Source organism: bacterium (assembly GCA_035307765.1).
In the GTDB taxonomy this organism is placed as follows: Bacteria; Sysuimicrobiota; Sysuimicrobiia; order Sysuimicrobiales; family Segetimicrobiaceae; genus Segetimicrobium.
Window position 1 is genome coordinate 326,581 of sequence record DATGHU010000034.1, and the last position, 23,306, is coordinate 349,886.

General features: G+C 67.7%; 22 protein-coding genes. 6 read left to right on the plus strand and 16 right to left on the minus strand.

What is annotated here, in order from left to right; translation table 11 throughout:
- Nucleotides 1–153: 153 nt before the first annotated feature.
- Nucleotides 154–669 (plus strand): DinB family protein, encoded by a 516-nt coding sequence (locus VKV57_12450; protein ID HLW60718.1) that lies wholly within the window; start codon nt 154–156, stop codon nt 667–669.
- Between the two features lie 589 nt (nt 670–1,258).
- Here the strand turns inward: VKV57_12450 and VKV57_12455 are convergent.
- A complete protein-coding gene (locus tag VKV57_12455) occupies nt 1,259–2,473 on the minus strand; it encodes a DUF4185 domain-containing protein (protein HLW60719.1) in 1,215 nt (404 codons plus the stop codon).
- 420 nt (nt 2,474–2,893) lie between these two features.
- Nucleotides 2,894–4,825 (minus strand): GDSL-type esterase/lipase family protein, encoded by a 1,932-nt coding sequence (locus VKV57_12460; GenBank protein ID HLW60720.1) that lies wholly within the window; start codon nt 4,823–4,825, stop codon nt 2,894–2,896.
- 365 nt (nt 4,826–5,190) lie between these two features.
- On the opposite strand from VKV57_12460, the gene VKV57_12465 reads away from it, so the two are divergent.
- Nucleotides 5,191–5,520 carry an ATP-binding cassette domain-containing protein gene (locus VKV57_12465; protein HLW60721.1) on the plus strand — a complete coding sequence of 110 codons (330 nt, stop codon included), beginning with the start codon at nt 5,191–5,193 and terminating at the stop codon, nt 5,518–5,520.
- A gap of 160 nt (nt 5,521–5,680) precedes the next feature.
- On the opposite strand, the gene VKV57_12470 is transcribed toward VKV57_12465, so the two are convergent.
- On the minus strand, nt 5,681–6,139 hold the full coding sequence (locus VKV57_12470) for a RidA family protein (GenBank protein ID HLW60722.1): 459 nt from the start codon (nt 6,137–6,139) through the stop codon (nt 5,681–5,683).
- Nucleotides 6,140–6,292: 153 nt separating this feature from the next.
- Between VKV57_12470 and VKV57_12475 the strand changes: the two genes are divergently transcribed.
- The gene (locus VKV57_12475; GenBank protein HLW60723.1) at nt 6,293–7,480 is read left to right on the plus strand and encodes a Xaa-Pro peptidase family protein; all 1,188 of its coding nucleotides are present in this window, start codon (nt 6,293–6,295) and stop codon (nt 7,478–7,480) included.
- Nucleotides 7,481–7,729: 249 nt separating this feature from the next.
- Here the strand turns inward: VKV57_12475 and VKV57_12480 are convergent, their stop codons facing one another.
- The 9 genes from VKV57_12480 to VKV57_12520 form a co-directional block, all read right to left on the minus strand.
- Complete coding sequence (locus VKV57_12480) at nt 7,730–8,533, minus strand: ABC transporter permease (protein ID HLW60724.1); 804 nt, start codon at nt 8,531–8,533, stop codon at nt 7,730–7,732.
- 19 nt (nt 8,534–8,552) lie between these two features.
- A complete protein-coding gene (locus tag VKV57_12485; GenBank protein ID HLW60725.1) occupies nt 8,553–9,437 on the minus strand; it encodes an ABC transporter permease in 885 nt (294 codons plus the stop codon).
- A gap of 3 nt (nt 9,438–9,440) precedes the next feature.
- On the minus strand, nt 9,441–10,523 hold the full coding sequence (locus VKV57_12490; protein HLW60726.1) for an ABC transporter ATP-binding protein: 1,083 nt from the start codon (nt 10,521–10,523) through the stop codon (nt 9,441–9,443).
- An 18-nt stretch (nt 10,524–10,541) separates the two neighbouring features.
- Nucleotides 10,542–11,699 (minus strand): extracellular solute-binding protein, encoded by a 1,158-nt coding sequence (locus VKV57_12495; protein ID HLW60727.1) that lies wholly within the window; start codon nt 11,697–11,699, stop codon nt 10,542–10,544.
- A 141-nt stretch (nt 11,700–11,840) separates the two neighbouring features.
- Nucleotides 11,841–12,272, minus strand: coding sequence for a tRNA adenosine(34) deaminase TadA (gene tadA / locus VKV57_12500; protein HLW60728.1), 432 nt, complete (start codon nt 12,270–12,272; stop codon nt 11,841–11,843).
- 35 nt (nt 12,273–12,307) lie between these two features.
- Nucleotides 12,308–12,928, minus strand: coding sequence for a hypothetical protein (locus tag VKV57_12505; protein ID HLW60729.1), 621 nt, complete (start codon nt 12,926–12,928; stop codon nt 12,308–12,310).
- 3 nt (nt 12,929–12,931) lie between these two features.
- On the minus strand, nt 12,932–13,735 hold the full coding sequence (locus VKV57_12510; GenBank protein HLW60730.1) for an aldolase/citrate lyase family protein: 804 nt from the start codon (nt 13,733–13,735) through the stop codon (nt 12,932–12,934).
- Between the two features lie 76 nt (nt 13,736–13,811).
- Nucleotides 13,812–14,363: a VIT family protein gene (locus VKV57_12515; protein ID HLW60731.1), complete on the minus strand. Its 552-nt coding sequence runs from the start codon at nt 14,361–14,363 to the stop codon at nt 13,812–13,814.
- Nucleotides 14,350–14,832, minus strand: coding sequence for a Fur family transcriptional regulator (locus VKV57_12520; protein HLW60732.1), 483 nt, complete (start codon nt 14,830–14,832; stop codon nt 14,350–14,352). Before VKV57_12520 ends, VKV57_12515 begins: the two co-directional genes overlap by 14 nt.
- Nucleotides 14,833–14,942: 110 nt before the next feature.
- Here VKV57_12520 and VKV57_12525 point away from each other — a divergent pair, with 110 nt between their 5' ends.
- On the plus strand, nt 14,943–15,905 hold the full coding sequence (locus VKV57_12525; protein HLW60733.1) for a fumarylacetoacetate hydrolase family protein: 963 nt from the start codon (nt 14,943–14,945) through the stop codon (nt 15,903–15,905).
- 53 nt (nt 15,906–15,958) lie between these two features.
- On the plus strand, nt 15,959–16,990 hold the full coding sequence (locus VKV57_12530) for an ATP-dependent 6-phosphofructokinase (GenBank protein ID HLW60734.1): 1,032 nt from the start codon (nt 15,959–15,961) through the stop codon (nt 16,988–16,990).
- Between the two features lie 11 nt (nt 16,991–17,001).
- On the opposite strand, the gene VKV57_12535 is transcribed toward VKV57_12530, so the two are convergent.
- Nucleotides 17,002–17,136 (minus strand): hypothetical protein, encoded by a 135-nt coding sequence (locus tag VKV57_12535; protein ID HLW60735.1) that lies wholly within the window; start codon nt 17,134–17,136, stop codon nt 17,002–17,004.
- Nucleotides 17,137–17,743: 607 nt separating this feature from the next.
- On the opposite strand from VKV57_12535, the gene VKV57_12540 reads away from it, so the two are divergent.
- The gene (locus VKV57_12540) at nt 17,744–18,574 is read left to right on the plus strand and encodes an ABC transporter permease (protein ID HLW60736.1); all 831 of its coding nucleotides are present in this window, start codon (nt 17,744–17,746) and stop codon (nt 18,572–18,574) included.
- Between the two features lie 131 nt (nt 18,575–18,705).
- On the opposite strand, the gene VKV57_12545 is transcribed toward VKV57_12540, so the two are convergent.
- From VKV57_12545 to VKV57_12555, 3 genes are read right to left on the minus strand one after another with little or no spacing between them, the layout of a single operon-like run.
- Nucleotides 18,706–19,509, minus strand: coding sequence for a class I SAM-dependent methyltransferase (locus VKV57_12545; protein HLW60737.1), 804 nt, complete (start codon nt 19,507–19,509; stop codon nt 18,706–18,708).
- A complete protein-coding gene (locus VKV57_12550) occupies nt 19,506–21,194 on the minus strand; it encodes a hydantoinase B/oxoprolinase family protein (protein ID HLW60738.1) in 1,689 nt (562 codons plus the stop codon). The genes VKV57_12545 and VKV57_12550 overlap by 4 nt, the downstream gene beginning before the upstream one ends.
- Entirely contained in the window at nt 21,191–23,290 is a 2,100-nt protein-coding gene (locus VKV57_12555; protein HLW60739.1) for a hydantoinase/oxoprolinase family protein, read from the minus strand. Before VKV57_12555 ends, VKV57_12550 begins: the two co-directional genes overlap by 4 nt.
- Nucleotides 23,291–23,306: the final 16 nt, after the last annotated feature.

Here is a 23,306-nt window from a genome sequence, read left to right on the forward strand (position 1 = left end):
TCTGGATTCCGCGCGGGTCATCCGACGGCGGGAACACGCGCCGGGGAAACGGAGGGGCGATGAGTCGACGGCGAACACTCGGTTCGATTTGACTTCAATCACCAGTAGAAATTCCGGGTAAGAAAGTCGACTGGATACGTCGCGGAGGACCGGATGAGCGAATCCACCGTGGACTTGGCCGAGTACTTCGATTACCTGTGTCTCGCCCGTGAGCGGCTATTTGCCTGGATCGCCGGTCTCCCGGCGGAGGCCTACGCGCGTGCCTTTCCGTTCGGCCGCGGGTCCATCCGCGCGACGCTCATTCATGTCGCGGATGCGCAGCGCGGGTACACGTCGCGGCTTGAAGGGTCGGAATATTCGGCCGCGGAGAATCCCTTCACCGCGGAGCGGCTGCCCGATCTGGGATCGTTGAAAGACGCCTGGTCCACGCTGAATCCTCTGACGCGGCGCGCGATGGCGGCGCTCGGCAACGGCAGCCGTGAGATCCTGTACGCCAGCCGGGTGCTCTCCCCGGGCAAACGTCTTCGGGGCACGGCCGGCGGCGTCGCGAGCCAACTGCTCTTCCACGAGGTGCACCACCGGGCACAGGTGATGACCATGCTCCGCCATTTTGGCGTGGCCGCGGAGAATCTCGACTACAACAATCTGATGTTCGACCGGGTCGACTGAGGATCGGAAGAGGTTTCGCCGCGGCGTGACGCGTGGAGGTGGATTCGGATCTCGCAAACTCCTCCCGCGCCGTCCGGCAGTCTCCGCCACGTTCCGGGCTGGACGGCGCTGCCGTCGACCGCCCGAACTTCAATAAATAGTCGCCCGGTGACGGCGGTGCCCATGCCGCCGACCAGAACTACCAGGCGTTCACCGCGGGCCCATCCTTCACCACCGCCCGGAACCAGGTCTCGCCGACGTCGGCGCTGAGCTCCACCCCGGGAATGCCGCAGAAGAGTCAAAATCCCATGACATTGGTCTGGCAAGGCGTTCCGGGGTTCGAGCCCTTGTCGTCAGGCGAGGAGCCGAATTCACGAAAAATGACCTCGAGCGTGCGGCTGACCAAGCGCAGCCCCCTCCCCATTGCTGCACGTGGTCAATCGGCGCACCGTCGTGTATGTTTTACAACGCCGAAATTAAAGAATGTGTCTGAAGTTATAAGCCGAAATTTGCGCGATGTCCACTGCTTGACTACCATACGGCGGATGCGATCGCCCTCGCGGGCCAGCGGCGTCTTCATTCGTACCCCTCCAGTCCGCGCCCCCGTCGGCTATTTCGTCTCCAGGCGTGATTCCATCAGGACGACCACGTATGGATTCCACGTCGACAGCACGTAGTAGAGGCTGAGTTCGGATCCGCGGAGCATGGTCCAGCGCTCCACGACGTAAGGTGCATAGGCGCCACCGCGGACGGCTCCGGGGTTACTCCGACCTTTACCGATGACCGGCCCCGCCAGGCCGTCGTCCGGCTTTATCTCCGGATCATGGATGAACTTTCCCTGGGCGCCGTCACGAACAGCATCGAACAGAATTTGGGGGTCGCTCCACGGTCCCCACGGGGTGCGGGCGTAGGAGAACAGGATGCCCCGCGGTGTGCGGCTATCATAGGTCATCAGCCACACGCTGAGGTCTTTACACCACGTGACCGACAGGTCGCCGAGCGTGCCATTTTTCACGATCGGCGCAGCATCTGACTCCTGGCCGCTCCACCTCGGCGCGCCCGTCGCATCCAACCCAGCAAAATAGCGGGTTCCCTGTCCGTTCTCGAACGTTGCGGCGGGGACGATTGACAGGTAGGCGTCGCTCTCCCGGTACCGGCCGGTCCCCCAGACGATGACGAACGGTCCGCCCGACGGCAGGCCCGCCATCGGTGCTGGCTCGGTGTGCCATGACATCTTCACGAACCGCCCCGCCGGAAGCTCAGAAACGGTGCGGAGCGGCTGGAACGTCGCAGGGGGGATGAACTTCGTCAGCACGCTCCGATCGGTCGAACGATCCTCGGAGTGGTTCGTACTCACGGCGACGTACATCTGCCCGTTGAGGGTGATCCCCGCGACCGGCACCTCGAAGGGCCGCATGCTAATGCCCGGCGGCTGGATCGTCAGAGCACGGCCCCGGTCGGTCAGGAAGTCCAGCCGCACGCCTTGCCCCGGATCGCGAGCGTCCGTCGTCCCGATCGGGTGCCGCACGGGGCCCGGCAGGCCGATGGTATCGCCGAACAGGAAATACGCCCGTCCCTCATGCTCGAAGGAATAGCCGAGGTCGGTACCCTGGATCTTATACTGTTTGAAGGTCCGGCTCAGCGTCGGTTGATGCCGCTCCTTATCTGTATCACCGATGAGCTGTTCGAGTTTGACGGTGGACCCGGACACGAAGCGGAGGGTCGGCGCATTCGTCGGGGGCGACGAGGCCCCACGCACTCCAGGCGCCAGCGTGCCCGTGCTCAGCCCTACGGTCGCAATCACGCATGCCAGCAGTTTCTTCATTTTCGCGGCTCCCCCTTGCCGTGGCGATGATCCGGCGTAAACGTCCCCTTCAAATTACCACCCCCGTGATGACTGTGTATCCGGTTTCCAGATCGCCGCTGAGATCGTAGAGCCGTGCATTCGCGAGCGCTGAGGGTCTGGATAGAAGGGACGAACCGGTATCTTCGTTTGTGGAGAGGTCCGCCTCTGCAGGGCACCCCACGCTTAATTGCGCAGGCTGCCGGCCCGTCCATTCTATCTAGGGCGGTCGCGATCGAAAACCCGCGCGACGCGAAGGCGCGGGATAGTCCTGTGTCGCATCCCATCAAGAAACATACTCTCCCCGTATTCTTCGTGCGGCCCTGGTTCGGCGGATGTCACCGCCCCTCGTGTCCCCCGGCGCCGCGGCACGCGGCCCGAGACATCGCATCCCCAGCGGAATCAACGATGAGGCGCTACCGCCGGCAACAGGGCGGTGGGCGCGCCAGGGTAGTAGACTATCACGTAGAGCGCATTCCCCACGAGATTGGTGCCCTGAAAACCGTTGCCGAAGGAAAAGTTCCACTCGAAATTGGGTGCCGGTCCGCGGTCTTCACAATGCGCCTGAGCGGTTTTCCCCGAACAGGCCCAGTAGAGATAGGGCTGAATGTTGTGGAAGGGCCCGACCCTGACGTCCGGTGGGGCGACCACGGATTGGCCCGGGTGCAACCCCAATTGATTGTAGAACAATTCGCCCATGTCGCTGCCCGTGCAGCCGAACCCGGTCCTTCCGTCCGTGCATGACGGCTGATCACTCGGCTTGGATTCGGGTAACTTCCAGTCGGTCTGACCGAGATATCCGCGGCCATGCTCCGCCGTGTTCAGGGCGTGTATCCACCGAACCGCGGTCGGGTGTGTCATCGCACCGTCCGGATTGATCTCCTTGATGCCGAGTGCCTGCGTGGCCGCAAGATTGGCATCCGCGAGCCAGGTGACCTTCGCCACGGGATCGTAGACGGTCTTCCCGCCCGGGTTGACCTGCAATCCTCGTCCCGTGGCGGGTGGGGTGCCGGCCAGTTTGTGCGGGATCATCGGCAGCACATAGAGATAATTCGGCGGCACATTGGCCCCTTGAAATCCGGTGTTGAACGAGAAGCTGATGAACCCCTGTTTCGCATCCGCTGCAGCGGCTGCGGACCAATAGAGATACGGCTGGAAGTTGTGGAAGGGCCCGACGGCAGTGTCGGAAATGGGAACGGCCGTGTTCGGCTCTTGAAGGCCCAATGCAGTATAGTAGAGGGACCCAAGGGTACTCCCCGAACATCCGAACCCGAACGATTCGCCGTGACGGCCGGTATGCGCGCAGGTGCGATCCTTTTCCGGTGTCGTGGGGAGCTGCCAGTTGTTGTGGCCCAAATAACCCTCGCCGGTGTGGTAGGCGTCCAGCGCCTGGACCCAGCGAACGGCGGCCGCATAAGTCATCGAACCGTTGGAGTTGACGCCGCCGACGCCGAATTTTTCGGCTGCCGCGAGATTGCCGTTGGCGAGCCACGTCACGTGCAGTGTTGTGTCGTATACGGTCTGGCCGTCGGCGCTCGGCACCAATGCGGCCGCCGCGCCTTGCGTCGTAGCCGCGGCCAGCGCAACCGGCGCACCCTGTGGCGAGGCGGGGATCGTCGGGGCTTGCCCCTTCATGCCGCTGACGACCGCCCGTATGGCACCTTCCCAGGCTCGCGCCATCTTATCGTAGCCGCCGGCGTTCGGGTGAAGGACATCGGCATAGTCGGTTTTGGAGAGGATGGTCTGCATGTCGACCGTTGAGACCCGCGGGCCTTTGGATGCGGCGAGGCCGGGTATCGCGGCCACGTAGGTTTGATAGGCCTTGTCGGGGCCCCTCCGGAACGGAATGATTTGCGCCACGATGACGTACGCGTGTGGCAAACGCCCCAGGATATCATCGAGCAGCGCCGAGAGATTGGCCGGTGCCGAAGCCGCACCGCCCTTGTGGAGATCATTGGTGCCGATGTGGAGAAGAATGATCTCGGGCTGATACGTCTCGAGCCAGTGCCTTGTATCGATGCCGTTCTTGAGCTGCGGGATTGTCCACCCGGGGTGCCCCTCATTCGCCGGGTCGGGGATGACGCCGGTGCCGCTCTGCTGGGAGCCTACGAAGTGCACAGTATAGCCGTCCTGGGCGAGCAACGTCCCAAGCGAGTGTCGGTAACCGCCGTAGTCGCGATCGGGCCAACCGAAGGTAATGGAATCACCGAGCGGCATAATCTTGAAGACGCGATTGGACGGGGCCGCCAACGAAGCGGGGGTGCCCGCCCCATTCGCCAGGGCGCCCGCGAACACCGCTACGATCGCTATCGCACACACCAGCGCCTTTTTCATTCATGCTCCTCGAGTCCGCGCCCCGTGTCGGCTATTTCGTCTCCAGGCGCGATTTCATCAGGACGACGACGTACGAATTCCACGTCGACAGCACGTAGGCGAAATTTGCGTTTCGGCTTTTCGACTCATCGTCAGTGTGCACCTGCACCCCTTGTATTTGGAGGATCCATCCCATCCTCCAGCCCCGGGGTCCCAGAAGAGCCCGTTCTGCCTATCCTGAGAACGCCAACACCGGAATGCCGCACCGACGGGCGACAAGCCGTCTCAAAAAACCATGCGGAGATCCACCGGAAGATCGCGGAGGGCGCCCCCCGCGCACGTGCCCGCGGACACCGCCCTGATGGCGCCCGCGCTCCTCCGGCCTGTTGAGGCCCAGGCGGGGAACGGTGTGGCTCGAGAGCCGGGAGATCAGTCCCCTTCCCCCCGAGCGGATCGTCCGCCTCGGGGTCGCGCACGTCCCGCAGGGGCGGCATCTGTTTCCGGACCTGTCGGTGCGCGAGAACCTGCTCCTCGGCGCCTACACCCGGGGGACCCGGGAGGCATTGCCGAGGATCTACACCGGATGCTCAACCTGTTCCCCCGTGGTGGCCGATCGGGTCTCGCTGCCGGCGAACCACCTCAGCGGCGGGGAGCAACTAATGGTCGCGCTTGAGCGCGTGCTAATGACGCACCCGCCGATCGGGTCCAGGCGCTGATGCACGCGATCGACCGCCTTCGAACCGCCGGGGCGAGCGTGCTCCTTGCTGGAGGACACGTCGCCACGCTCTTGGATGGTGTCAGGGTCCGGGAGGCGTACCTAGGCTGGGCGCGGGATCCTCCCTCAGGTCCAAATCGGGACTCGCGGGGTGGATCGGGTCACTCCGCCTCCACGATCACCTCGATCTCGACGGTGATGCCGCCGGGGAGCGAACCCATCCCCACCGCCGAACGGGCGTGCCGGCCCTTCTCGCCGAACACCTCCACGAACAGATCCGAACAGCCGTTGATCACCTTCGGCTGGTCTCCGAACTCGGGGACGCCGTTCACCATCCCGAGGACCTTGACGATGCGCTTCACGCGATCGAGGCTGCCGAGCGTCTCCTTCAGCACGGCGATCTGCGTCAGTCCGACGGAGCGGGCATGTTTATATGCCTCCTCGGTCGACACGTCCCGGCCGACCTTACCCTTCGGGACCGAGCCGTCGGGATTATACGGGCCCTTGCCGGAGAGAAAGAGCAGATTTCCGACCCGGACGGCGTGCACGTAGGTGCCGGCGGGCTTCGGGACCGGCGGCAGCTCGATCTTCAACTCGGCGAGGCGGGCATCGATCGTCATGCGGCTCCCCCTTGGTAACCAATGTGCGGCATCGGGGTGTTCGCCGGCGACCGGCGGCGCCCCCTTCCCGGTTGAAGGAACCATCCCGGGATCGCCCAACTGTACCAACGGCGCGCACGCCGCACCGTTACGCCGGTCGTCGGGAGGCCCCGAGTGCCGTTAACGCCACGCGACGAGCTCACGATCCGCATCGACCAACTGCAGCGCCACCTGCAGTCTCAATCCCTGGATGCGGCCCTGATCGGCCAGAACATCGACCTCTATTACTTCACCGGCAGCATGCAGGGCGGCCTGCTCATCGTGCCCGCCGCGGGCCGTGCCGTGTACGCCGTCCGCCGCGTCTTCGAGCGGGCGATCCAGGAGAGCCGCCTCGAGGAGATCGTCCGGTTCGAGAGCTTCCGCCAGCTTCCCGACCTCGTCCGGGGGGCGGCGGGGCGCACTCCCCGCCGGATGGGGCTCGAGCACGACGTGCTCCCGGTCGCGGTCAGGGACCGCATCGTCGCAGGGTTCCCAGACACGACATGGGCCGACGTCTCCCCGGCCATCCGCACGATCCGCGCGGTGAAATCCCCGTACGAACTGGAGCGGCTGCGGGCGTCCGGTACACTCTCCGCGCAGATGATCGACGCCGCGGTCGGCGCGCTGCGGGAGGGCATGACCGAACTCGAATTCGCGGCCCGGGTCGAGGCCGCCGCCCGGATGAAGGGGCACCAGGGCATTGTGCGCATGCGGGGATGGAACCAAGAAGTATTTTTCGGCACGCTCTCCTCCGGAGAAGCCGCCGCGATGCAGAGTTTCCCCGACGTCCCGCTCGCCGGTCAGGGGCCGGGACCGGCGAGCCCGCTCGGCGCCGGCTGGCGCCGCATCGTGGCGGGCGACCCAATCATCGTGGATTACGTGGCGGCGCTGGACGGGTACATCTGCGACCAGACCCGCACGCTGGTACTCGGGGCGCTGCCCGAAAAGTTTGCCCGCGCCCACGACGCTGCCCTGGCGATCCTCGCGGACATCCAGGCTGCGATCCACCCGGGCGCAACCCCGCAGGACCTCTACCGGCGCGCGCTGGCGCGGGCCGACGCGCTTGGGTACGCGGAACACTTCATGGGCCACGGCGCGCTGCGGGCGCGGTACATCGGCCATGGGGTCGGCCTGGAGCTGGACGAATGGCCGGTGCTCGCCGAAGGATGGACGCAGCCGCTCCAGCTCGGGCACGTGTTCTGCGTGGAGCCCAAGATCGTCTTCCCGGGCGAGGGCGCCGTCGGGATCGAGGACCAATTCGCGGTGACCCCGGACGGCGCCGAGCGGCTCACCCAGTCCGAGCAGCGCCTCTTCACGGTCTAGCCGCCGCCGCGCAGGAGGGACCCCGTGCGGTCGGTGAAGCGGAGATCGCCGTCCACTGGAAAGAAGAGGGTACGAGCACCCTCCCCCAAGTTCATCGGGCAGGCCAACCTTGTCGACCCGGGGATCATGGAGCGGTTCAGTCTCGAGCGCTTCCCGGAATGCTTTCGCGAGTACGCGATGCGTTTCGCCGCACTCGCGCGCCGTGCCGGATTGCGTTCGCCAGGGGACCGACCGCGCCCCGCGGGGTGATCAGCCGCCGCCCAAGTAAAGCGAATCGAGCCCCACCAGCCGCTGGGTCACCAGGACCACCACCAGGGCCATCGCGATGCTGATCGTCCCGGCCACCGCTGCGGTGGGATCGAACGAAAACCGCAGGTAGTCGAAGATCTCGATCGGCAGCGGCGTCGTCCCGACGCCGCTGAGGAACAGCGAGATGTTGAACTCGTCGTAGCTGGTGACGAAGGCAAAGATCGCCCCCGAGATGATCCCCCCCTTGATCAACGGCAGCGTCACCCGCCAGAAGGTGGTGGCGAGGCCCGCCCCCAGGTTCCGGGCCGCCTCCTCCAGCGTGCGGTCGAACCGCACGAGCACCGCACTCGTGATCAGGAAGACGTACGGGAGGCTGATCAGCGTGTGGCCGATGATCAACCCCAGCAGCCCGGTGCGGCTCCACCCCAGCGCGTAGAAGAAGATGAGCAGGGCGATCCCGGTGAGGATCCCGGGAACGGCCAGGGGGGAGATCACCAGCACGCGCATCAGGTCCCGGAAGCGCCCCACCGACCGAGCCAGCCACAGGCTGGCCATCGTGCCCAGCACGGTGGCGACGACGGTGACGATCGCCGCCAGCTCCACGCTGAACGCGAGCGATCGGGTAAACGACCGGCTGTGGGCGAAAGCCGCGAACCATCGCAGCGAGATCCCATCCGGCGGGAAGCGGAGGTACGCGCCGGAGTTGAGCGCGGCGAGCACGACCACCACGATCGGCGCCAGCAGAAACGCGTAGATCAGCCCGACGGCGAGGAGCAGATACAGCCGCTCGCGCCGGATTACCATCGCCGGGGGCTGGGGGCCGTCATGTCACCGGCCGCGTCACCCGGCCGATCAGCCGGATGTAGCACCAGACGAGCAGCATCGTGATGACGAAGAAGAGGAGCGCAAATGCGCTGCCGCCGGGCCAGTTGAAGAGCTCGGTGATGGTGCGGACGACCAGGATGGGGACCGTGATCACGGTAAATCCGCCGAGCAGCGACGGGATGACATAGGAACTAATCGCGAGCACGAAGACCAGGATCGTCCCGGCCGCCAGCCCGGGCAGGCTGAGCGGGAACGTCACCCGCCAAAACGTGCGCCAGGCACCCGCGCCGAGCGAGCGTGCCTCCAGCTCGAGTTCGGGGTCGATCCCCTGGATCGATCCCGCCAGCGAGAGCACCATGAACGGGATGAACACGTGGACCAAGCCGATCAGGACGCCGGTCTGATTGTACATCAGCGGGGCCCGCCGCATCCCCACCGCGTGGAGCAGTTGGTTGATCAGGCCGGTGTCCTGCAGCAAGATCATCCAGCCGTAGGTGCGGATCAGCACCCCGACGAGGAGCGGGGAAATCACCAGAATCATGAAGAGCCCCTTCATCCGGCGCGGCGTCCGGGCGAGATGGTAGGCCAGCGGATAGGCCAGCACTACGCTCAGCCCCGTGGTCACCACCCCCAACCAGAGGCTGCGCCAGACGACCTGCCAGGTAAACGGATCGTGCACGATGTGGCCGTAGTTGGCGAGGGTGAACACGCGCAGGTAAGGTGCCTGATGGCTCGGCGTGAACACGCTGATCAGGAGCAGATTGAGGTAGGGGGCGACGAAGAACACCAGCATCAGCCCGAGCGCCGGGAGGATCAGCAGGGCCTGGCCCGAGATCCGGCCGCCCGGGGACGCTCCTGCCGGACCGGGCGCCGCAGCGGGCATCGCCTACCCCCGCCCCCCGGGGAGGGTCCACCCGGAAGACGCATCGAAGGCCACGGTGACCTCATCGGCCATTTGGTGCACGGCATGGACGCCACCCTGCACGCGGAGCAAGGTCCCCGCGCCGACGTCCACGCGGTAGTCGAAGAAGCTGCCCAGGAAGATGCGCTCGCGGATGATCCCCCGGAGGCGGTTGACGCCGTCGCCCGCCACCGCCGCCTCCCGCCGGCCGAGCTCGATGTTCTCGGGCCGGATGCTCAGCACCGCCTCCATGCCGCCGCCGAGGTCCTCCGGCCCCCGCGCCCGCAGCCGGCCGATGCTCGTCTCCAGCACGACGTCGTCGCCCGCGCGCGCCGCCACCCGCCCCGGGATCAGGTTGGTCAGCCCGATGAAGGACGCCACCCGAGCCGTGCGCGGACGTCGGTAGACGATCTCCGGCGCGTCAAACTGCTGGAGGACCCCGTCCATCAGCACCGCGACGCGGTCCGCCAGCACCAGCGCCTCCGACTGATCGTGCGTCACGTACAGGGTGGTGATGTGAAATTCTCGCTGAAGAGATCTGATGTAGAAACGCATTTCCTCGCGCAGCTTGGCATCCAGATTGGCCAAGGGCTCGTCCAGCAGCAGGACGCTGGGGTTGATCACGAGGGCGCGGGCCAGGGCGGTGCGCTGCTGCTGGCCCCCGGACAGCTGACGCGGGTAGCGCTTCCCCAGGCCCCCCAGACCGACCTTGTCGAGGATCTCCGCGACCATGCGGTCGATGTCGGCACGCCGGACGCCCTGCATCTCCAGGCCGAAGGCGATGTTCTGGTGGACCGTCAGGTGTGGAAAGAGGGCGTAGTTCTGAAACACCATCCCGCAGCTGCGCTTCTCGGGAGGGGCTTCGGTGACGTCCCGATCGCCCAGGAGGACCCGCCCGTGGGAGGGCGTCTCAAACCCGGCGATCATCCGAAGCGTGGTGGTCTTCCCGCAACCCGACGGGCCGAGCAGGGCCACCAGCTCGCCGGAGGCGAACGTCAGCGTCAGTTCATTGACGGCCACAACATTGCCAAAGCGCTTGGTGAGCCCTCGAAGACTGATCTCCGCCATGCCGGCTGAGCCGGATCGCTAGCAGTGCCCGCCGACCTGGTGGTTCCAGGCGTCCGCCATCCCCTCCCGTGCCCCCGAACTGTTCAGCCACACGTAGTCCCAACGCGGGATCTTGCCGAGCTGGGCCGGCGTCACCGGGATCAGCTTGGCCGCGTCGGGGCTGATGTTCACCTGCGTGTTGGCCGGGGTCCAGTAGAACTTCTCCGCCCACTTCTTCTGCACGGGCGCGCTGAGCCAGTAGTTGATGAAGGCGTAGCCGAGCTCCTTCACCTTGCTCCCCGCGCAGACGTTCATGTCCTGCTCGAACATCCCGCAGTAGCCTTCCTTGGGCAGGACCCAGGCCACGGGTAGCCCCTTCGCCTTTAAGAAGGACCAATCGGGCGCATCGATCAGGCCGACGGACGTTTCGCCCTGGGTCAACATCGTCTGCTCTGTGCCGCTGAAGTCAACCTGCCGGGCCGCGCAGAGGTGCTTGGCGATCCAGTCGATCGCCGGCTTCCAGTTCTTGTAGCTGCCGGTCAACACCTGAGCCATCTTCATCACGTGCTGGGGCTCACCGGAGTTCCCGATGTTGAAGATCGTCGTTTTGGTTCCGTACTTGCCGAGGTCGAACCACGAGGTTGGTGCATCCTGCACCATGTCGGTCCGGTACGTGATCCCCAGCGCCCCGACCAGGCCCAACACTCCCACGTCGTTCGGTTGGCGCAGCGCTTTGGGGACGAACTTCAGGTTGGGCACCTGGTCCGGCGGCAGCGGGGCGAAATACCCTTCCGCCCGCAACTGCGCCAGGTAGGTCTCGTTCGTGACAAACACGTCGTACGGGGGGCGGTCCTTGCCGGCCGCCTGCATCTTCGCAAACCAGTCCTTGGCGAGCCCAATCGCCAGTTCGACCTTGGCCCCCGTCTCCGCCTCGAACTGCGGGATGTGCTCGTTCAACATGAAATCCTGCCACGTCCCCCCGTAGCTGGTGACGACGAGCGTTTGTCCCTTGAAACTCTGGGCCGCGGCCGCAGCGGGCGTCGGGCTCAGGGCGCGGACCGCCGCGGACGCCGCCGGCACGCTCAGGCCGAGCAGGGCCAACCGACCGATCGCGGCACGGCGGCTGAGCCGTCCGCGCTTCGCCGAGGCGACGAGCCTCTCCACCGCGGGATCCCGGACCAGTTCATGCGCGTTCATCGTTGCGCCCCCTCGGAGTGCCTCGATTCCCCCCGCACCGCGCGGACCAAGCCGGCCGGCGGGGCGATGCGGTCGTTGGCGACGGTAACTTTGGCCCGCGGGGGGGATTTTCCTTCAGGACAGGCGGCGGACGAGGGACCGTCAGCGCCGCAGCGCGGCGAAGAACCCGCGGAGCAGCGCGCCGCACTCCGCCTCACGCACGCCCCCGAACACTTCCACGGCATGGTTGAACCGGGAATCGCGCAAGAGGTCAACGACGCTGCCGGCTCCCCCGGCCTTCGGATCGGGGGCGCCGTAGACGAGGCGAGGCAGTCGGGCCTGCACGAGCGCCCCGGCGCACATCACGCAGGGCTCGAGTGTGACGTACAGCGTGCACCCCAGCAATCGCCATCCGCCTAGGATCTTCGCGGCCTGGCGCACGGCGTTGAGTTCGGCATGTGCGGTGGGATCCCGCAGTACCTCGCGGCGGTTGCGGCCGCGGGCGATCACCCGCCCTTCCCGCACGACGACCGCTCCGATCGGAACATCGCTGAGGCGCGCGGCGGCCTCGGCCTCGGTGAGGGCCTCGCCCATGAACGCCAGATCGGCGGAGCTTGGAGGCGAGGGAGTCACTCGCTTGGGGGCATGGGGGCGCCTTCGGCGGGGAGATGCAGGGTCTGCAGCGCGTTGAGGATCCCCGCCGCCGTTCCGGCGATCTTGCGGGGACGGTCGCCGTCGACGAGCTCATCCTCTTTGAGCATGATGCTGGACTGCACCCGGGCGCTGTACACCGGAGGGGCGTCTTCGGTCGAGAAGTGCTGCTGAAGGCTGATGCTCGGCACTCCGGGATCGTCCGACGCGGGCACGATCGCGCGGCGCAGCGCCACGACGTCGGGGGGGACGAGGAGGCGGTCCATCATGATTTCCATCACCAGCTCGCCGAAGACTTGAACTTCTTCATGCACCGTCTTGGAGAACTCTACCCCCTCATCGTACTCGGCGATGTGCCGGCCGAACGACAACGCGTCGACGAGGAACCGCAGCTCCGCCCACGGCCAGGCGAAGGTCCGGGGAGTGTCGACCGACGGCTCGCTCTCAAGATGCACGACGTAGCGATACTCACGACTCATGTGGTCCACGTCGACCAGGAAGGCGTACCCGGAGACGATCAGGTGGTGATCCTCCAACGCCTCGGTCAAACGCCCGGCAAACTCGTGGAACGGATCGTGGTAATCAAGCCTGCCGGACATGGGTTACCTGGGGTGAGCGGGAGTGGGCGACGCGGCTCCGCTCGCGGCTTCGCGCATGCCGTGCACTTGGCCCTGGCAAGCCCGCAGGAGCACCCGCGGCAGGCTGTCAACGAACACGGTCACCCCCAACGTCCGGTAGGTCCGCACATCCTCCGGGGTCAGCGCTAGAATGCCGACCGGGACCCCCGCGGCGCGGCCGGCCCCGATGATGCGCCGGATCGCCGCCTGGATGTCGGGGTGTGTCGGGGTCCCCGGATGCCCCAGGCTTTGCGAGAGATCCGAGGGGCCGATGAACAGCACGTCGACGCCCGGCACCCGCGCGATCGCCTCCACGGCCTCGAAGCCGCGCCGGGTCTCGATCTGGAGCACGCTGATCGTGGTCGCGTTGCTGTTGGCAATATGGTCCGACATCGAAACCTTTCCCCACAACGCCGCCGCAGTCGCACCGGCCAACGACCGCGTCCCAGCCGGAGCGTACTTGGTCGCGGTCACGACCGCCGCGGCCTGCTCGGGGGTATCGACCTGGGGAACCATCACCCCCACGCAGCCGACGTCGAGGGCCCGCAGGATCGTCTTCGGGTGACCCTCCGGGACGCGAGCCAGCGGGACGACGTTCACCGCGCGGCAGGCGCGCACCAATCCCCCCAGGACATCGACCGTGACCGGCCCGTGCTCCATGTCCAGCAGGAGAAAATCATAGCCGGCGAGTCCGGCGACTTCCGCGACCTCCGGCGACGGCAGGGGCAGAATGGTGCCGAGCACCGTCTCCCCGCCATGGACCCGCTCCTTGAATGAGTTCGTGGTCATCGCACGCTCCCATATGTCGAGCACCGCCCGGAAGAGTTCCATCCGGGTTGGTGAAATTCCCTTGTCACAGGTGGGTTCAGGACTTACCGATCAGCACGCCCGCGACGAACACGAGCCCGCCCCCGACGATAACCTGGAGGAACGAGAGCCAGAAGCTCATGCCGAAATAGCGGTTGCGGATAATCGCGATCAACACCAGCTCGATCCCGACCACGAAGTAGGCCACGACCAGCGCGAGCCCGAGGTGGGCAATCAGGAATGGCAGCGTGTGCATCAGGCCGCCGATCAGCGTCGCGATCCCCGTAATCGTGCCTCGGATCAACGGGTGCCCACGGCCGGTGAGCTTTCCGGTGTCGGACAGCGCTTCGGCGAACCCCATGCTGATGGCCGCGCCGATCGCCGCCGCGCCGCCGACCAGAAACGCGGTGTGGGGGTTCTGCGTCGCAAACGCGGTCGCGAACAGCGGTGCGAGCGTCGAGATCGACCCGTCCATCAACCCCAGGAGCGCGGGCTGCACCACTTTGAGCAGGTATCCCGACCCCTGCGCCTCGCGGTCCCCGGCGATGTCGCCGAAGACCTGGCGGCCGGCCTCGCGCATCTGGGCGTGGAACCCCTCAGGACCGGGCATCACGCCCCCTTCCGCGCCGCGTCGATCGCTGGCAGCCGGGGCAGAAACCGTGCAGCTCAAACCGCACCGCGGCCACCAAGAATCTCGCCCGCGACGCCGCTCGATGCTGCACCGCTTCAAGCTCCACATCGGGTACGTCGGTGATCCGGCCGCACCGCTGGCAGACCAAATTGACGTGCGTGCCCGCCCGCCCATCATAGCGGCGGACGGCGCCGCTCACCTCCTGGATAAACCCGAGGCGCGCGAATAGGTCCAGTGCGCTGTACACCGTGGCCGCGCTGAGTCCGGGGAACCGCCGTCGAACCTCCTGGTGGACCGCCGCCACGCTCGGATGGCTGGTTCGCCCCACGACCGCCTCGTAAATCGCCATGCGCTGGGGCGTCAGCCGCCCCCCCCGGCCGGCGAGCCGGTCGTGGAGAGCGGTCCAGGCGGGCGATTTCGTCTGAATCGAATCCTTCTTTATAACCATTATGGACAACAGTCTATGGGGCGAATCGACCCGTGTCAATCAAGATCCAACTCAGGGCCCCAAGAGGGGCGGGCTCCGAAAACCGCCAATAGGTCATTGGGGGGTGACGGATGCGGCTCATCACATTTGCGGCGCGAGGCGAGACGACGTTGGGGGTAGAGGAGGGAGAGTGGGCAATCGACCTCGCCCGCGCCGGACGGGCGTACGTTCGTGCCCGCGGCCACTCGCGCGAGGTCGCGGGGGGGTGCGCCCTGCTCCCGCCGTCGATGACGCCCTTCCTCGGCGGTGGGGACGAGGCGATCGCGATCGCCTCGGAGGTCGTCGCGCACATTCGCGAAGCGCTGGGGACCCCACGCGAGGTCGCGCGGCTTCAGCAGGAGGGGATCGTGTGGAACCTGGCGGACATCCAGCGATGCCCCCCGGTGCCCGCCCCTCCCAAGATCCTTTGCGTCGGCCGCAACTACGCCGAGCATGCGCGCGAAGGCGGCAGCGAACCGCCGGAGTTCCCCATCTTCTTCGGCCGGTTCCCCCACAGCCTCCTCGCGCCGGGGGCACCGTATGTCCTGCCGCGGGTCAGCCCGCAGGTCGATTTCGAGGGTGAGCTCGTTGCCGTGATCGGCACCGGCGGTCGCGATATCCCCGAGGCGCGAGCGCTCGACCACGTGGCCGGCTACACGATCTTCAACGATCTCTCCATCAGGGATTTCCAGCGGCGGACCTCACAGTGGATGCTCGGCAAGAACTTCGATCGCAGCGGGCCGCTCGGCCCGGCGCTGGTCACCCGCGACGAGATCCCGGATCCCCAGGCCCTCTCGCTCACCGTCGATGTGAGCGGCGAACGGATGCAGGAGGCGCACACCGGGATGATGATCTTCTCCGTCGCCCACCTGATCGCGTACGTCTCCGGCGCGCTGAGCCTGGAGCCGGGCGACCTGATCGCCACGGGCACCCCCGGTGGGGTCGGGTTTGCCCGGAAGCCCCCGCGCTGGCTCCGCGCCGGCGACACGGTCCGCGTCGCGATCACCGGACTCGGCGCGCTCGAGACCCCGATCGTCGCGGCGCCACCCGAGTGAACGGGCCCCGGTGCCGCTTGGGAACCAACCGAGACCAACCGAGGAGGACGGGTGTGAAACGAATCGCTGTACTCACCGGCGGCGGGGATGTCCCCGGTCTCAACCCCGCCATCCGGGCCGTCGTCAGGCGGGCCGGAGAGGCGGGGCTTGAGGTCCTGGGCGTGCGCGACGGCTGGCAGGGCCTGATCGCGGACGACACGGTCCCGCTCTCGCGCGATGCGGTCTCCGGGATCCTGCCCAAGGGTGGGACGATCTTGGGAACGTCTCGGACCAACCCGCTCAAGGTCGCCGATGGTGTCTCCCGGATCAAGGCGACGACCGCCCGACACGGGATCGACGCGGTCGTGGCGATCGGGGGGGACGATACCCTGGGGGCGGCGGCGCATCTGACGCGCGCGGCGATCGCGATCGTCGGGATTCCGAAGACGATGGACAACGATGTGTGGGGGACCGACGCGACGATCGGGTTCGACACCGCCGTGAATACGGTCATGGAAGCGATCGACCGGGTGCACTCGACGACCGAATCGCATCACCGCATCATGGTCGTGGAGGTGATGGGACGGGACGCCGGGTGGGTAGCGGCCCTGGGGGGATTGGCCGGCGGCGCGGACGTGATCCTTGTCCCCGAGGCCCCGTTTGACATCGATGAGATCTGCGCAACGCTCCGGCGCCGCCACGGCACGGGCAGGCGGTTCAGCATCGTCGTCGCCGCCGAAGGCGCCACCCCCAAAGGGGGCGGAAGCCAGCAGACGGTGCAGGGGACACAGGTCGATGCCTTCGGCCACCCGCAGCTCGGGGGGATCGGCGCCGCCCTCGCCGGCGAGATCGGGCGGCGTCTGAAGATCGAGACGCGGTCAACCGCGCTCGGTCACGTCCAACGCGGGGGCTCGCCCTCGGCGTTCGACCGCGTACTCGCCACGCGGTTCGGCATCGCGGCCGTCGAGGCGCTCGCCGCGGGCCGGACCGGGGTGATGGTGGCCCTCCGGGGTCCCGCGATCGTCACGGTCCCTCTGGATGAGGTGATCAAGGGAACCCGCACCCTTGACCCTGCCATCGCCGCGATGATCCGCCTGTTCTGGTAACTCCCGGAGACCTACGCGCCCGACTCGACGATGGCCCGGCCGATTTCCTCGATCGCCCCCCGGCCGTCGGCCGAGGCGGCGAGATCGTTGGTGAAGACGGCGGCGATCACGGGCCCGCCGGGCAAAAAAAATGATACCCGCGTCATTCATCACCCCAGGAAGGCTCCCCGTCTTATGCGCGATCTCGACGCCCTCCGGCAGCCGGGCGGGCAGGCGTTCCCGCTCCTGTTGGGCCTTCAGGATCCCGAGAAGCACGGCGGTGGTCCGCGGCGTGGCCAGATCGCCCCGGAGTAGGCGCACGAACAAATCCGCCGTCTCCTCCGGGGTCAAGGTGTTGTCCAATCCCCGGCCGCGGGCGTCCGCGTCCATCATCCGCCGGCGGAGTGCGGCGCCCGGCCAGCCGGCGCGCGTAAGATGCGCGTTGATCTGCTCCATGCCGACGAAATCGATGATCAGGTTGGTCGCACGGTTGTCGCTGACGATGATCATCAGCGTCGCCAGGTCGAGAAACGTATAGGGCAAGGGGGACAGATACTGGATCACCCCGCTCCCGCCCGCGCCCTCGCGGCGGGGGGCCGGCACCTCATCCCACCGAAACCGACCGGCATCAACCTCGGCGGCGAGCGCGACGGCACGGGCACCTTGATCACGCTGGCGCCAGGGCAGCATCCTCGTCGTCGCGGTCCTCGCCACCCTCGTGCAGCTGGCGGTGGATCTGGTCTACGCGCTCATGGACCCGCGGATCCGCTTCTCGTGACCCGCCGGTCCCGGCTCTTTTTGCGGCACCGGCTCGGGGTCGTGGGGGCCCTCCTCGCCGTGCTGCTGCTCCTCGTTGCGCTCGGCGCCCCGTGGCTGGCGCGCGAAGACCCCCTCGGGATGCGCATGACGGAAACGCTCGAACCTCCCTCGGCTCAGCACTGGTTCGGCACCGATCAGTTCGGTCGCGACGTCTGGGCGCGGGTCGTCTACGGCGCCCGCCTGTCGTTCACCGTCGGCTGCGTGTCGATGCTCCTTGCCACCGCGGTGGGGATGCCGCTCGGGGCGGCGGCGGGGTACCTCGGCGGCGCCGCGGACGCCGTGACGATGCGCCTCATGGATGCCATCCTCGCGTTCCCGGCGATCTTGCTCGCGATCGGACTGGTCGCCGCGCTGGGCCCGGGCACCGGCAGCGGGATCATCGCGATCGGCATCGTCTACATCCCCGTCCTGGCCCGGGTGACGCGGGGGGCGGTGCTGGCGCGGCGCGGGGAGGAATACGTGGATGCCGCCCGAGCCATCGGCGAGACCGACTGGGGAATCCTTCGCCGACACGTGCTTCCGAACTCGATCGCGCCGATTCTGATCCAGGGCACGGTCGGCTTCGCCAGCGCCGTCGTGATCGAGGCGGGCCTCTCGTTCCTGGGAGCCGGCACGCCGCCCCCGACGCCGAGCTGGGGCAGCATGCTCAACGAGGCCCGGCAGTTCATGGTCGTGGCCCCTCACGTGGCGATCTTCCCGGGGGCGGCGATCTCGCTGGCGGTGCTGGGGTTCAACCTGCTCGGCGACGGGCTACGCGACGTGCTGGATCCGCGGCTCGACGCCTAACGGCACCGACCCCTCGGGGTAGCGCGAACGCTGATCGTGATTCGGGGTGGGGGCACTCATGGATGGAGCCGGACACGCCACCGACCGCGCCGGGACGCCGTTGGCCGCCGTTTTTGGATCTTGCCGATGCCCTACTTGCGGGTGGCCACGACTTCGAGATACGCGCTCGGTGCGACGAGGGTCCCGTCCCCGGACCGATTCCCGCGCCGCATCAGATCGGTTAATGCGCGCGCGAGCGCCTCTTGCCCCGACGGCGCGAGGGCGTCGAACGCCGTCGCCATCGGGCCGAGGTATTTCCGGTTGAATTCCGCCCACCGCTCGACCGAGCGGTGCCGGATCCTGGTGCTCCGCTCGGTCACCTGGAGCGAGACCACATCGCCGCCGAAGAGTTCGCGCAGCCGCTCCATCGTCCCCCACAAGGTGGGCGGCCGGATCCCGGGAGACGCGGGAACAAACTGAGCGCGCGTTTGGAACACTTGTCCGATCAGCCCGTCGGGCGTCCAGTTCGCCATACCGATCTTGCCGCCGGGGCGGCAGACCCGGAGGAGTTCCCGCGCCACCTTTTCCTGCTCGGGGGCAAACATCGCCCCGAAGGTCGACAACACCGTGTCGAACGCCGCGTCGGGGAATACCAATGCTTCTGCGGTCCCCTCTTGGAACGTGATCGTGAGGCGCTCCGCGACGGCCCGCTCCCGCCCCCGCTCCAGCAACGCGGGCACGAAGTCGATGCCGGTCACCTCTCCGCCGCGCCGCGCGGCGGCCAGGGCGGTATTTCCGCTCCCGGTGGCGACGTCGAGCACGCGCTGGCCGGGATGGATATCCACCGCTTCGCAGAGCAGCTCTCCGACGATAAGTTGCTGCGTGGCGATGATCGAGAAATCGCCGGCCGCCCACGCCTGCTGCTGCCGCCGCTTGATCGACTCCAAATCGGTCATCGCGTCCTCCGCGCCCGGCCGTCGGAGCCGACCACCACACCGTAGGCCGCCGCCCCCGCGGAGGTCACATAACCTTCGTCGAGATCGGCCTGCACGCGCTCCAGGGGCCGTTCGGTGGGAGCCCCATACCCGCTGCCGCCCGCGATCTCGATCGTCGCGGATTGTGCGGGGTGACGCAATTCGGCGAGGCTGACCGTTGCCCCCCCTTCCAGGACCTCTTGGCCGTCCGTGACGTATGCCCGCGCCCTGGCCCCTGACAGTCCGCCGTCGAGGCCGGCAGGTGCGGTCAGCATCCCGTGCGGATGGAGATCGACGAGTGCGGGGATGCCGTCGTCGGCGAGTTTTCGAACGCGCACACGCTGGCCCAACCCGCCGCGGTGCCGTCCCGGGCCGCCCGAGTCGGGAAGGAGCTCCTTGCCCTCCACCACCAGCGGCGTCCGGCTCTCGAACATCTCCACCGACACGTTGCCCGCGGAGGTCGGATAGAGGAGCGCCGACACCCCATCGCCGTGGGCGCTCGCGCCCTGGCCGCCCCCCTGGAAGAGGTGATCGTTGTACACGCGTCCGGCCGGGTCCCGCCCGTAGGCCCCCATCCCCATCGGCAGCCCCGTGAACGCCTGCACCCGGTCGGGAAGCACTCCGGCCAGGGCCCTGAAGACCGCCGGCCCGCAGTACCACCCGGTCTGGGTCCGCTGGTTGACGGAGGCGGGGTACTGGCAGTTGAGGATCGTCCCCTCCGGCACCGTGACGTGCAAGGGCCGGAAGCAGCCGGCGTTCGACGGGATCTCCGGCGTGAGGATCGACTTCAGCACATAGGTCGTGTGCGCCGCGGTGTAGTGGTAGGTGCAGTTGATGCCCCCGCGGGACACCTGCGGGGGCGCCCCGGTCCAGTCGACGGTCATCTCGTCACCGGCGACCGTGACCGCGCACGGCAGGACCAACGGCTCGCCAAGCCCGTCGAAGGCGACCTCACTGCGGTACGTCCCCTCCGGCAGTGCGCGGATCGCCTCCCGCATCGCGCGCTCCGCCCGCTCCTGGACGACGTGGGCCAGCGGGGTCATCGAGCTCAGCCGGTATTCGTCCATAAAGGCCACCAGCCGGTCGGCGCCCACTTGGTTGCTGGAGACCTGGGCTTGAATGTCGCCGATCACCATCTCGCCGCGGCGGACGTTTGTCTGGATCATCGCCACCAGGTCCGCGTTGAGGATGCCGCGGCGGTAGAGTTTGAGCGGAGGGATCTGCAGCCCTTCCTCGTAGATCTCGCGGGCGCTCATCGAGTCGCGCGTGCCGCCGATGTCGGAGCAGTGGCCGATCGACCCGACCAGCCCGACCAGCTCGCCGCGGCGGAAGACGGGGGTGACGGCCGCCAGATCGAAGAGGTGCCCGGCGCAAATCCAGGGATCGTTGGTGACGAGCACGTCGCCCGGCTCCAGCGTCTCGCGCGGAAACACGGTGAGGAGGCGGCGCACCGCGAGGGGAAGGGTCAAGTTGAACACCGGCATCGATCGCGGGGAGTGCGCGATGGACTGAGCGTCGGGGTCGAACAACTCGCAGCCGAAGTCCTGCGCCTCGCCGATGATCAGGCTGAACGCCGTCCGCCAGATCGTGATCCAGCACTCCTCCGCGATATTGATCAGGCGGCTCCACATGATCTCAAGCGAGACCGGGTCGAGGCCCGCGTTCATGTCAACGCCACCGTGATGATCAGGTTGTGGTGCGTATCGACCTCCAGCGCGTCCCCCGGGCCGACGATGGTCGTGGATTCCCGTTCCTCCACGATCGCCGGTCCGGCCAAACTCGCCCCCGGCCGGAGCCGGTATCGGTCGTAGACCGGCACCTCGACGAACCCCTCGGTCTCGGGAAAGTAGGCGGGACGGCGTCCCCGCAGCGCGTGCACCGCGCGGGCGGCGCGGTCGACCGGGGCGGTGCCGAGCTGCACGCGGGGGCGCGGCCCGGTGACGAGCAGGCGCCAGTTCAGCACCTGGATGGGACGGCCGGTCAGAAACGTGCCGTAGAGACGGCGGTACTCCGACCCGAACCGGGCGGCGAGGCCGGGGACCACCTGCGCGGTGAGCCGGCCGTCCGGCACCGGCAGCTCGATGTCGTGAAACTGACCGGCCAAACGCATCTCGGCCCGGCGCTCGGACGCGATCTGGGCGGGATCCACGCCGCCCTCGCTCAGCATCGCCCGACCGCGCGCTTCCATCGCCGCGTACAGCGCCCCCACCGCACCCCAGTCCAGCACCTCGAGCTCCCCGGGCAGCGAGTGGACGAAGTCGAAACTGATCGGGGTGACGAGAAATCCCAGCGCGGAGGTTGCCCCGGACGCCGGTGGGACGATGATCTCACCCACCCGGAGAATGCGTGCCACGCGCGAGGCGTGCGCCGGCCCCGCGCCCCCGAACGCCAGCATCGCGTAGCGGCGAGGGTCCTGCCCGCGCTCGATCATGTACACGCGCGCCGCGGCGGCCATGTTCTCGCAGACGATCTGGTGGACGCCCCAGGCGGCGCCCACCCGCTCCAGCCCCACGGGTGCGCCGACCCGCTCGAGCGCCACCTCGGCGGCCCGGCGATGGAGGGGCATGGTCCCGCCGAGGAAGTACGCGGGGTCGAAGTAGCCGAGCACCAGACAGGCGTCGGTGACCGTGGGCTCCGTCCCGCCGAGTCCGTAGCACGCCGGTCCGGGGGAGGCGCCGGCGCTGTGCGGGCCGACCTTCAGTAAACCCAGACGGTCGATCCGGGCGACGGACCCGCCGCCGGCCCCGATTTCCATCATGTCCACCACGGGGGCTTTGACGGGCAGGCCCGACCCGCGCTTGAATCGATGGACGCGTGCGGCTTCGATCGTGGAGGCGATCTCCGGCCGGCCGTCGCGGACGAGGCACACCTTCGCCGTCGTCCCGCCCATGTCAAAGGCGACCAGATCTCGCCGGCCGAGCCGCTCCCCGAAGAACGCGGTCGCCAGCGCCCCGCCGGCCGGACCCGACTCGAGGAGGCGGATCGGGAAGCGCCGGGCGGTCTCGGGGGTGGCGGTCCCGCCGGAGGACTGCATCAGATAGAACCGGCCCGCAAATCCGCGCGCGACCAGCGCCGCCTCGAGCCGCCTGAGGTAGCGGTCGACGAGCGGCTGGACGTAGGCGTTGCAGACGGTCGTGCAGGTCCGCTCCCACTCGCGAATCTCCGGCACCACGTCGCTCGAGAGCGAGACGCTCAGACCCGGGCACTCCTCGCGCACCGACGCCAGCACGGCCTGCTCGTGCGCGGGGTTCTTGTAGGCGTGCAGCAGCGAAACGGCGAGCGCCTGCACCCCCTGCGCCTCGAGGCGGCGGACCGCGGTGCGGACCTGGGCCGGATCGAGCGGGATCAAGACGTCCCCGTCCCGGCTCACCCGCTCGTCGATCTCCACCCGCCAGCGCCGCGGAACGAGCGGCGGGGGAAACTGCAGAAATAAGTCGTAGATATCGTATCGCTGCTCCTTCCCCATCTCGAGGATATCCCGGAACCCTCGGGTGGTGAGGAGCGCGGTGGGCACCCCAGCCCGCTCGATGATCGCATTGGTGACGAGGGTCGTGCCGTGGACCAGCGTGCCGATGTCCCCCACCCCAATGGCCTCGCGCCGGCACAATTCGGCGAGCCCCGCGAGCGCCCCCTCCGCCGGGTCCGCCGTCGTCGTGAGGACTTTGTGCAGACGGATCTCCCCGGTGGCGTCGTTCAGGAGGACGAAATCCGTGAAGGTGCCGCCGATATCGAGACCGACGCGATATCCGCTGGGGGCGATCATGTGCGCGTCCGGATTC

Coding starts and splice junctions, on each gene's coding strand:
- VKV57_12450 (HLW60718.1), top strand. CDS start 154: ATGAGCGAATCCACCGTGGACTTGGCCGAGTACTTCGATTACCTGTGT.
- VKV57_12455 (HLW60719.1), bottom strand. CDS start 2,473: ATGAAGAAACTGCTGGCATGCGTGATTGCGACCGTAGGGCTGAGCACG.
- VKV57_12460 (HLW60720.1), bottom strand. CDS start 4,825: ATGAAAAAGGCGCTGGTGTGTGCGATAGCGATCGTAGCGGTGTTCGCG.
- VKV57_12470 (HLW60722.1), bottom strand. CDS start 6,139: ATGACGATCGATGCCCGCCTCGCCGAGTTGAAGATCGAGCTGCCGCCG.
- VKV57_12480 (HLW60724.1), bottom strand. CDS start 8,533: ATGGTAATCCGGCGCGAGCGGCTGTATCTGCTCCTCGCCGTCGGGCTG.
- VKV57_12485 (HLW60725.1), bottom strand. CDS start 9,437: ATGCCCGCTGCGGCGCCCGGTCCGGCAGGAGCGTCCCCGGGCGGCCGG.
- VKV57_12490 (HLW60726.1), bottom strand. CDS start 10,523: ATGGCGGAGATCAGTCTTCGAGGGCTCACCAAGCGCTTTGGCAATGTT.
- VKV57_12495 (HLW60727.1), bottom strand. CDS start 11,699: ATGAACGCGCATGAACTGGTCCGGGATCCCGCGGTGGAGAGGCTCGTC.
- tadA (HLW60728.1), bottom strand. CDS start 12,272: ATGGGCGAGGCCCTCACCGAGGCCGAGGCCGCCGCGCGCCTCAGCGAT.
- VKV57_12505 (HLW60729.1), bottom strand. CDS start 12,928: ATGTCCGGCAGGCTTGATTACCACGATCCGTTCCACGAGTTTGCCGGG.
- VKV57_12510 (HLW60730.1), bottom strand. CDS start 13,735: ATGACCACGAACTCATTCAAGGAGCGGGTCCATGGCGGGGAGACGGTG.
- VKV57_12515 (HLW60731.1), bottom strand. CDS start 14,363: ATGCCCGGTCCTGAGGGGTTCCACGCCCAGATGCGCGAGGCCGGCCGC.
- VKV57_12520 (HLW60732.1), bottom strand. CDS start 14,832: ATGGTTATAAAGAAGGATTCGATTCAGACGAAATCGCCCGCCTGGACC.
- VKV57_12525 (HLW60733.1), top strand. CDS start 14,943: ATGCGGCTCATCACATTTGCGGCGCGAGGCGAGACGACGTTGGGGGTA.
- VKV57_12535 (HLW60735.1), bottom strand. CDS start 17,136: ATGACGCGGGTATCATTTTTTTTGCCCGGCGGGCCCGTGATCGCCGCC.
- VKV57_12545 (HLW60737.1), bottom strand. CDS start 19,509: ATGACCGATTTGGAGTCGATCAAGCGGCGGCAGCAGCAGGCGTGGGCG.
- VKV57_12550 (HLW60738.1), bottom strand. CDS start 21,194: ATGAACGCGGGCCTCGACCCGGTCTCGCTTGAGATCATGTGGAGCCGC.
- VKV57_12555 (HLW60739.1), bottom strand. CDS start 23,290: ATGATCGCCCCCAGCGGATATCGCGTCGGTCTCGATATCGGCGGCACC.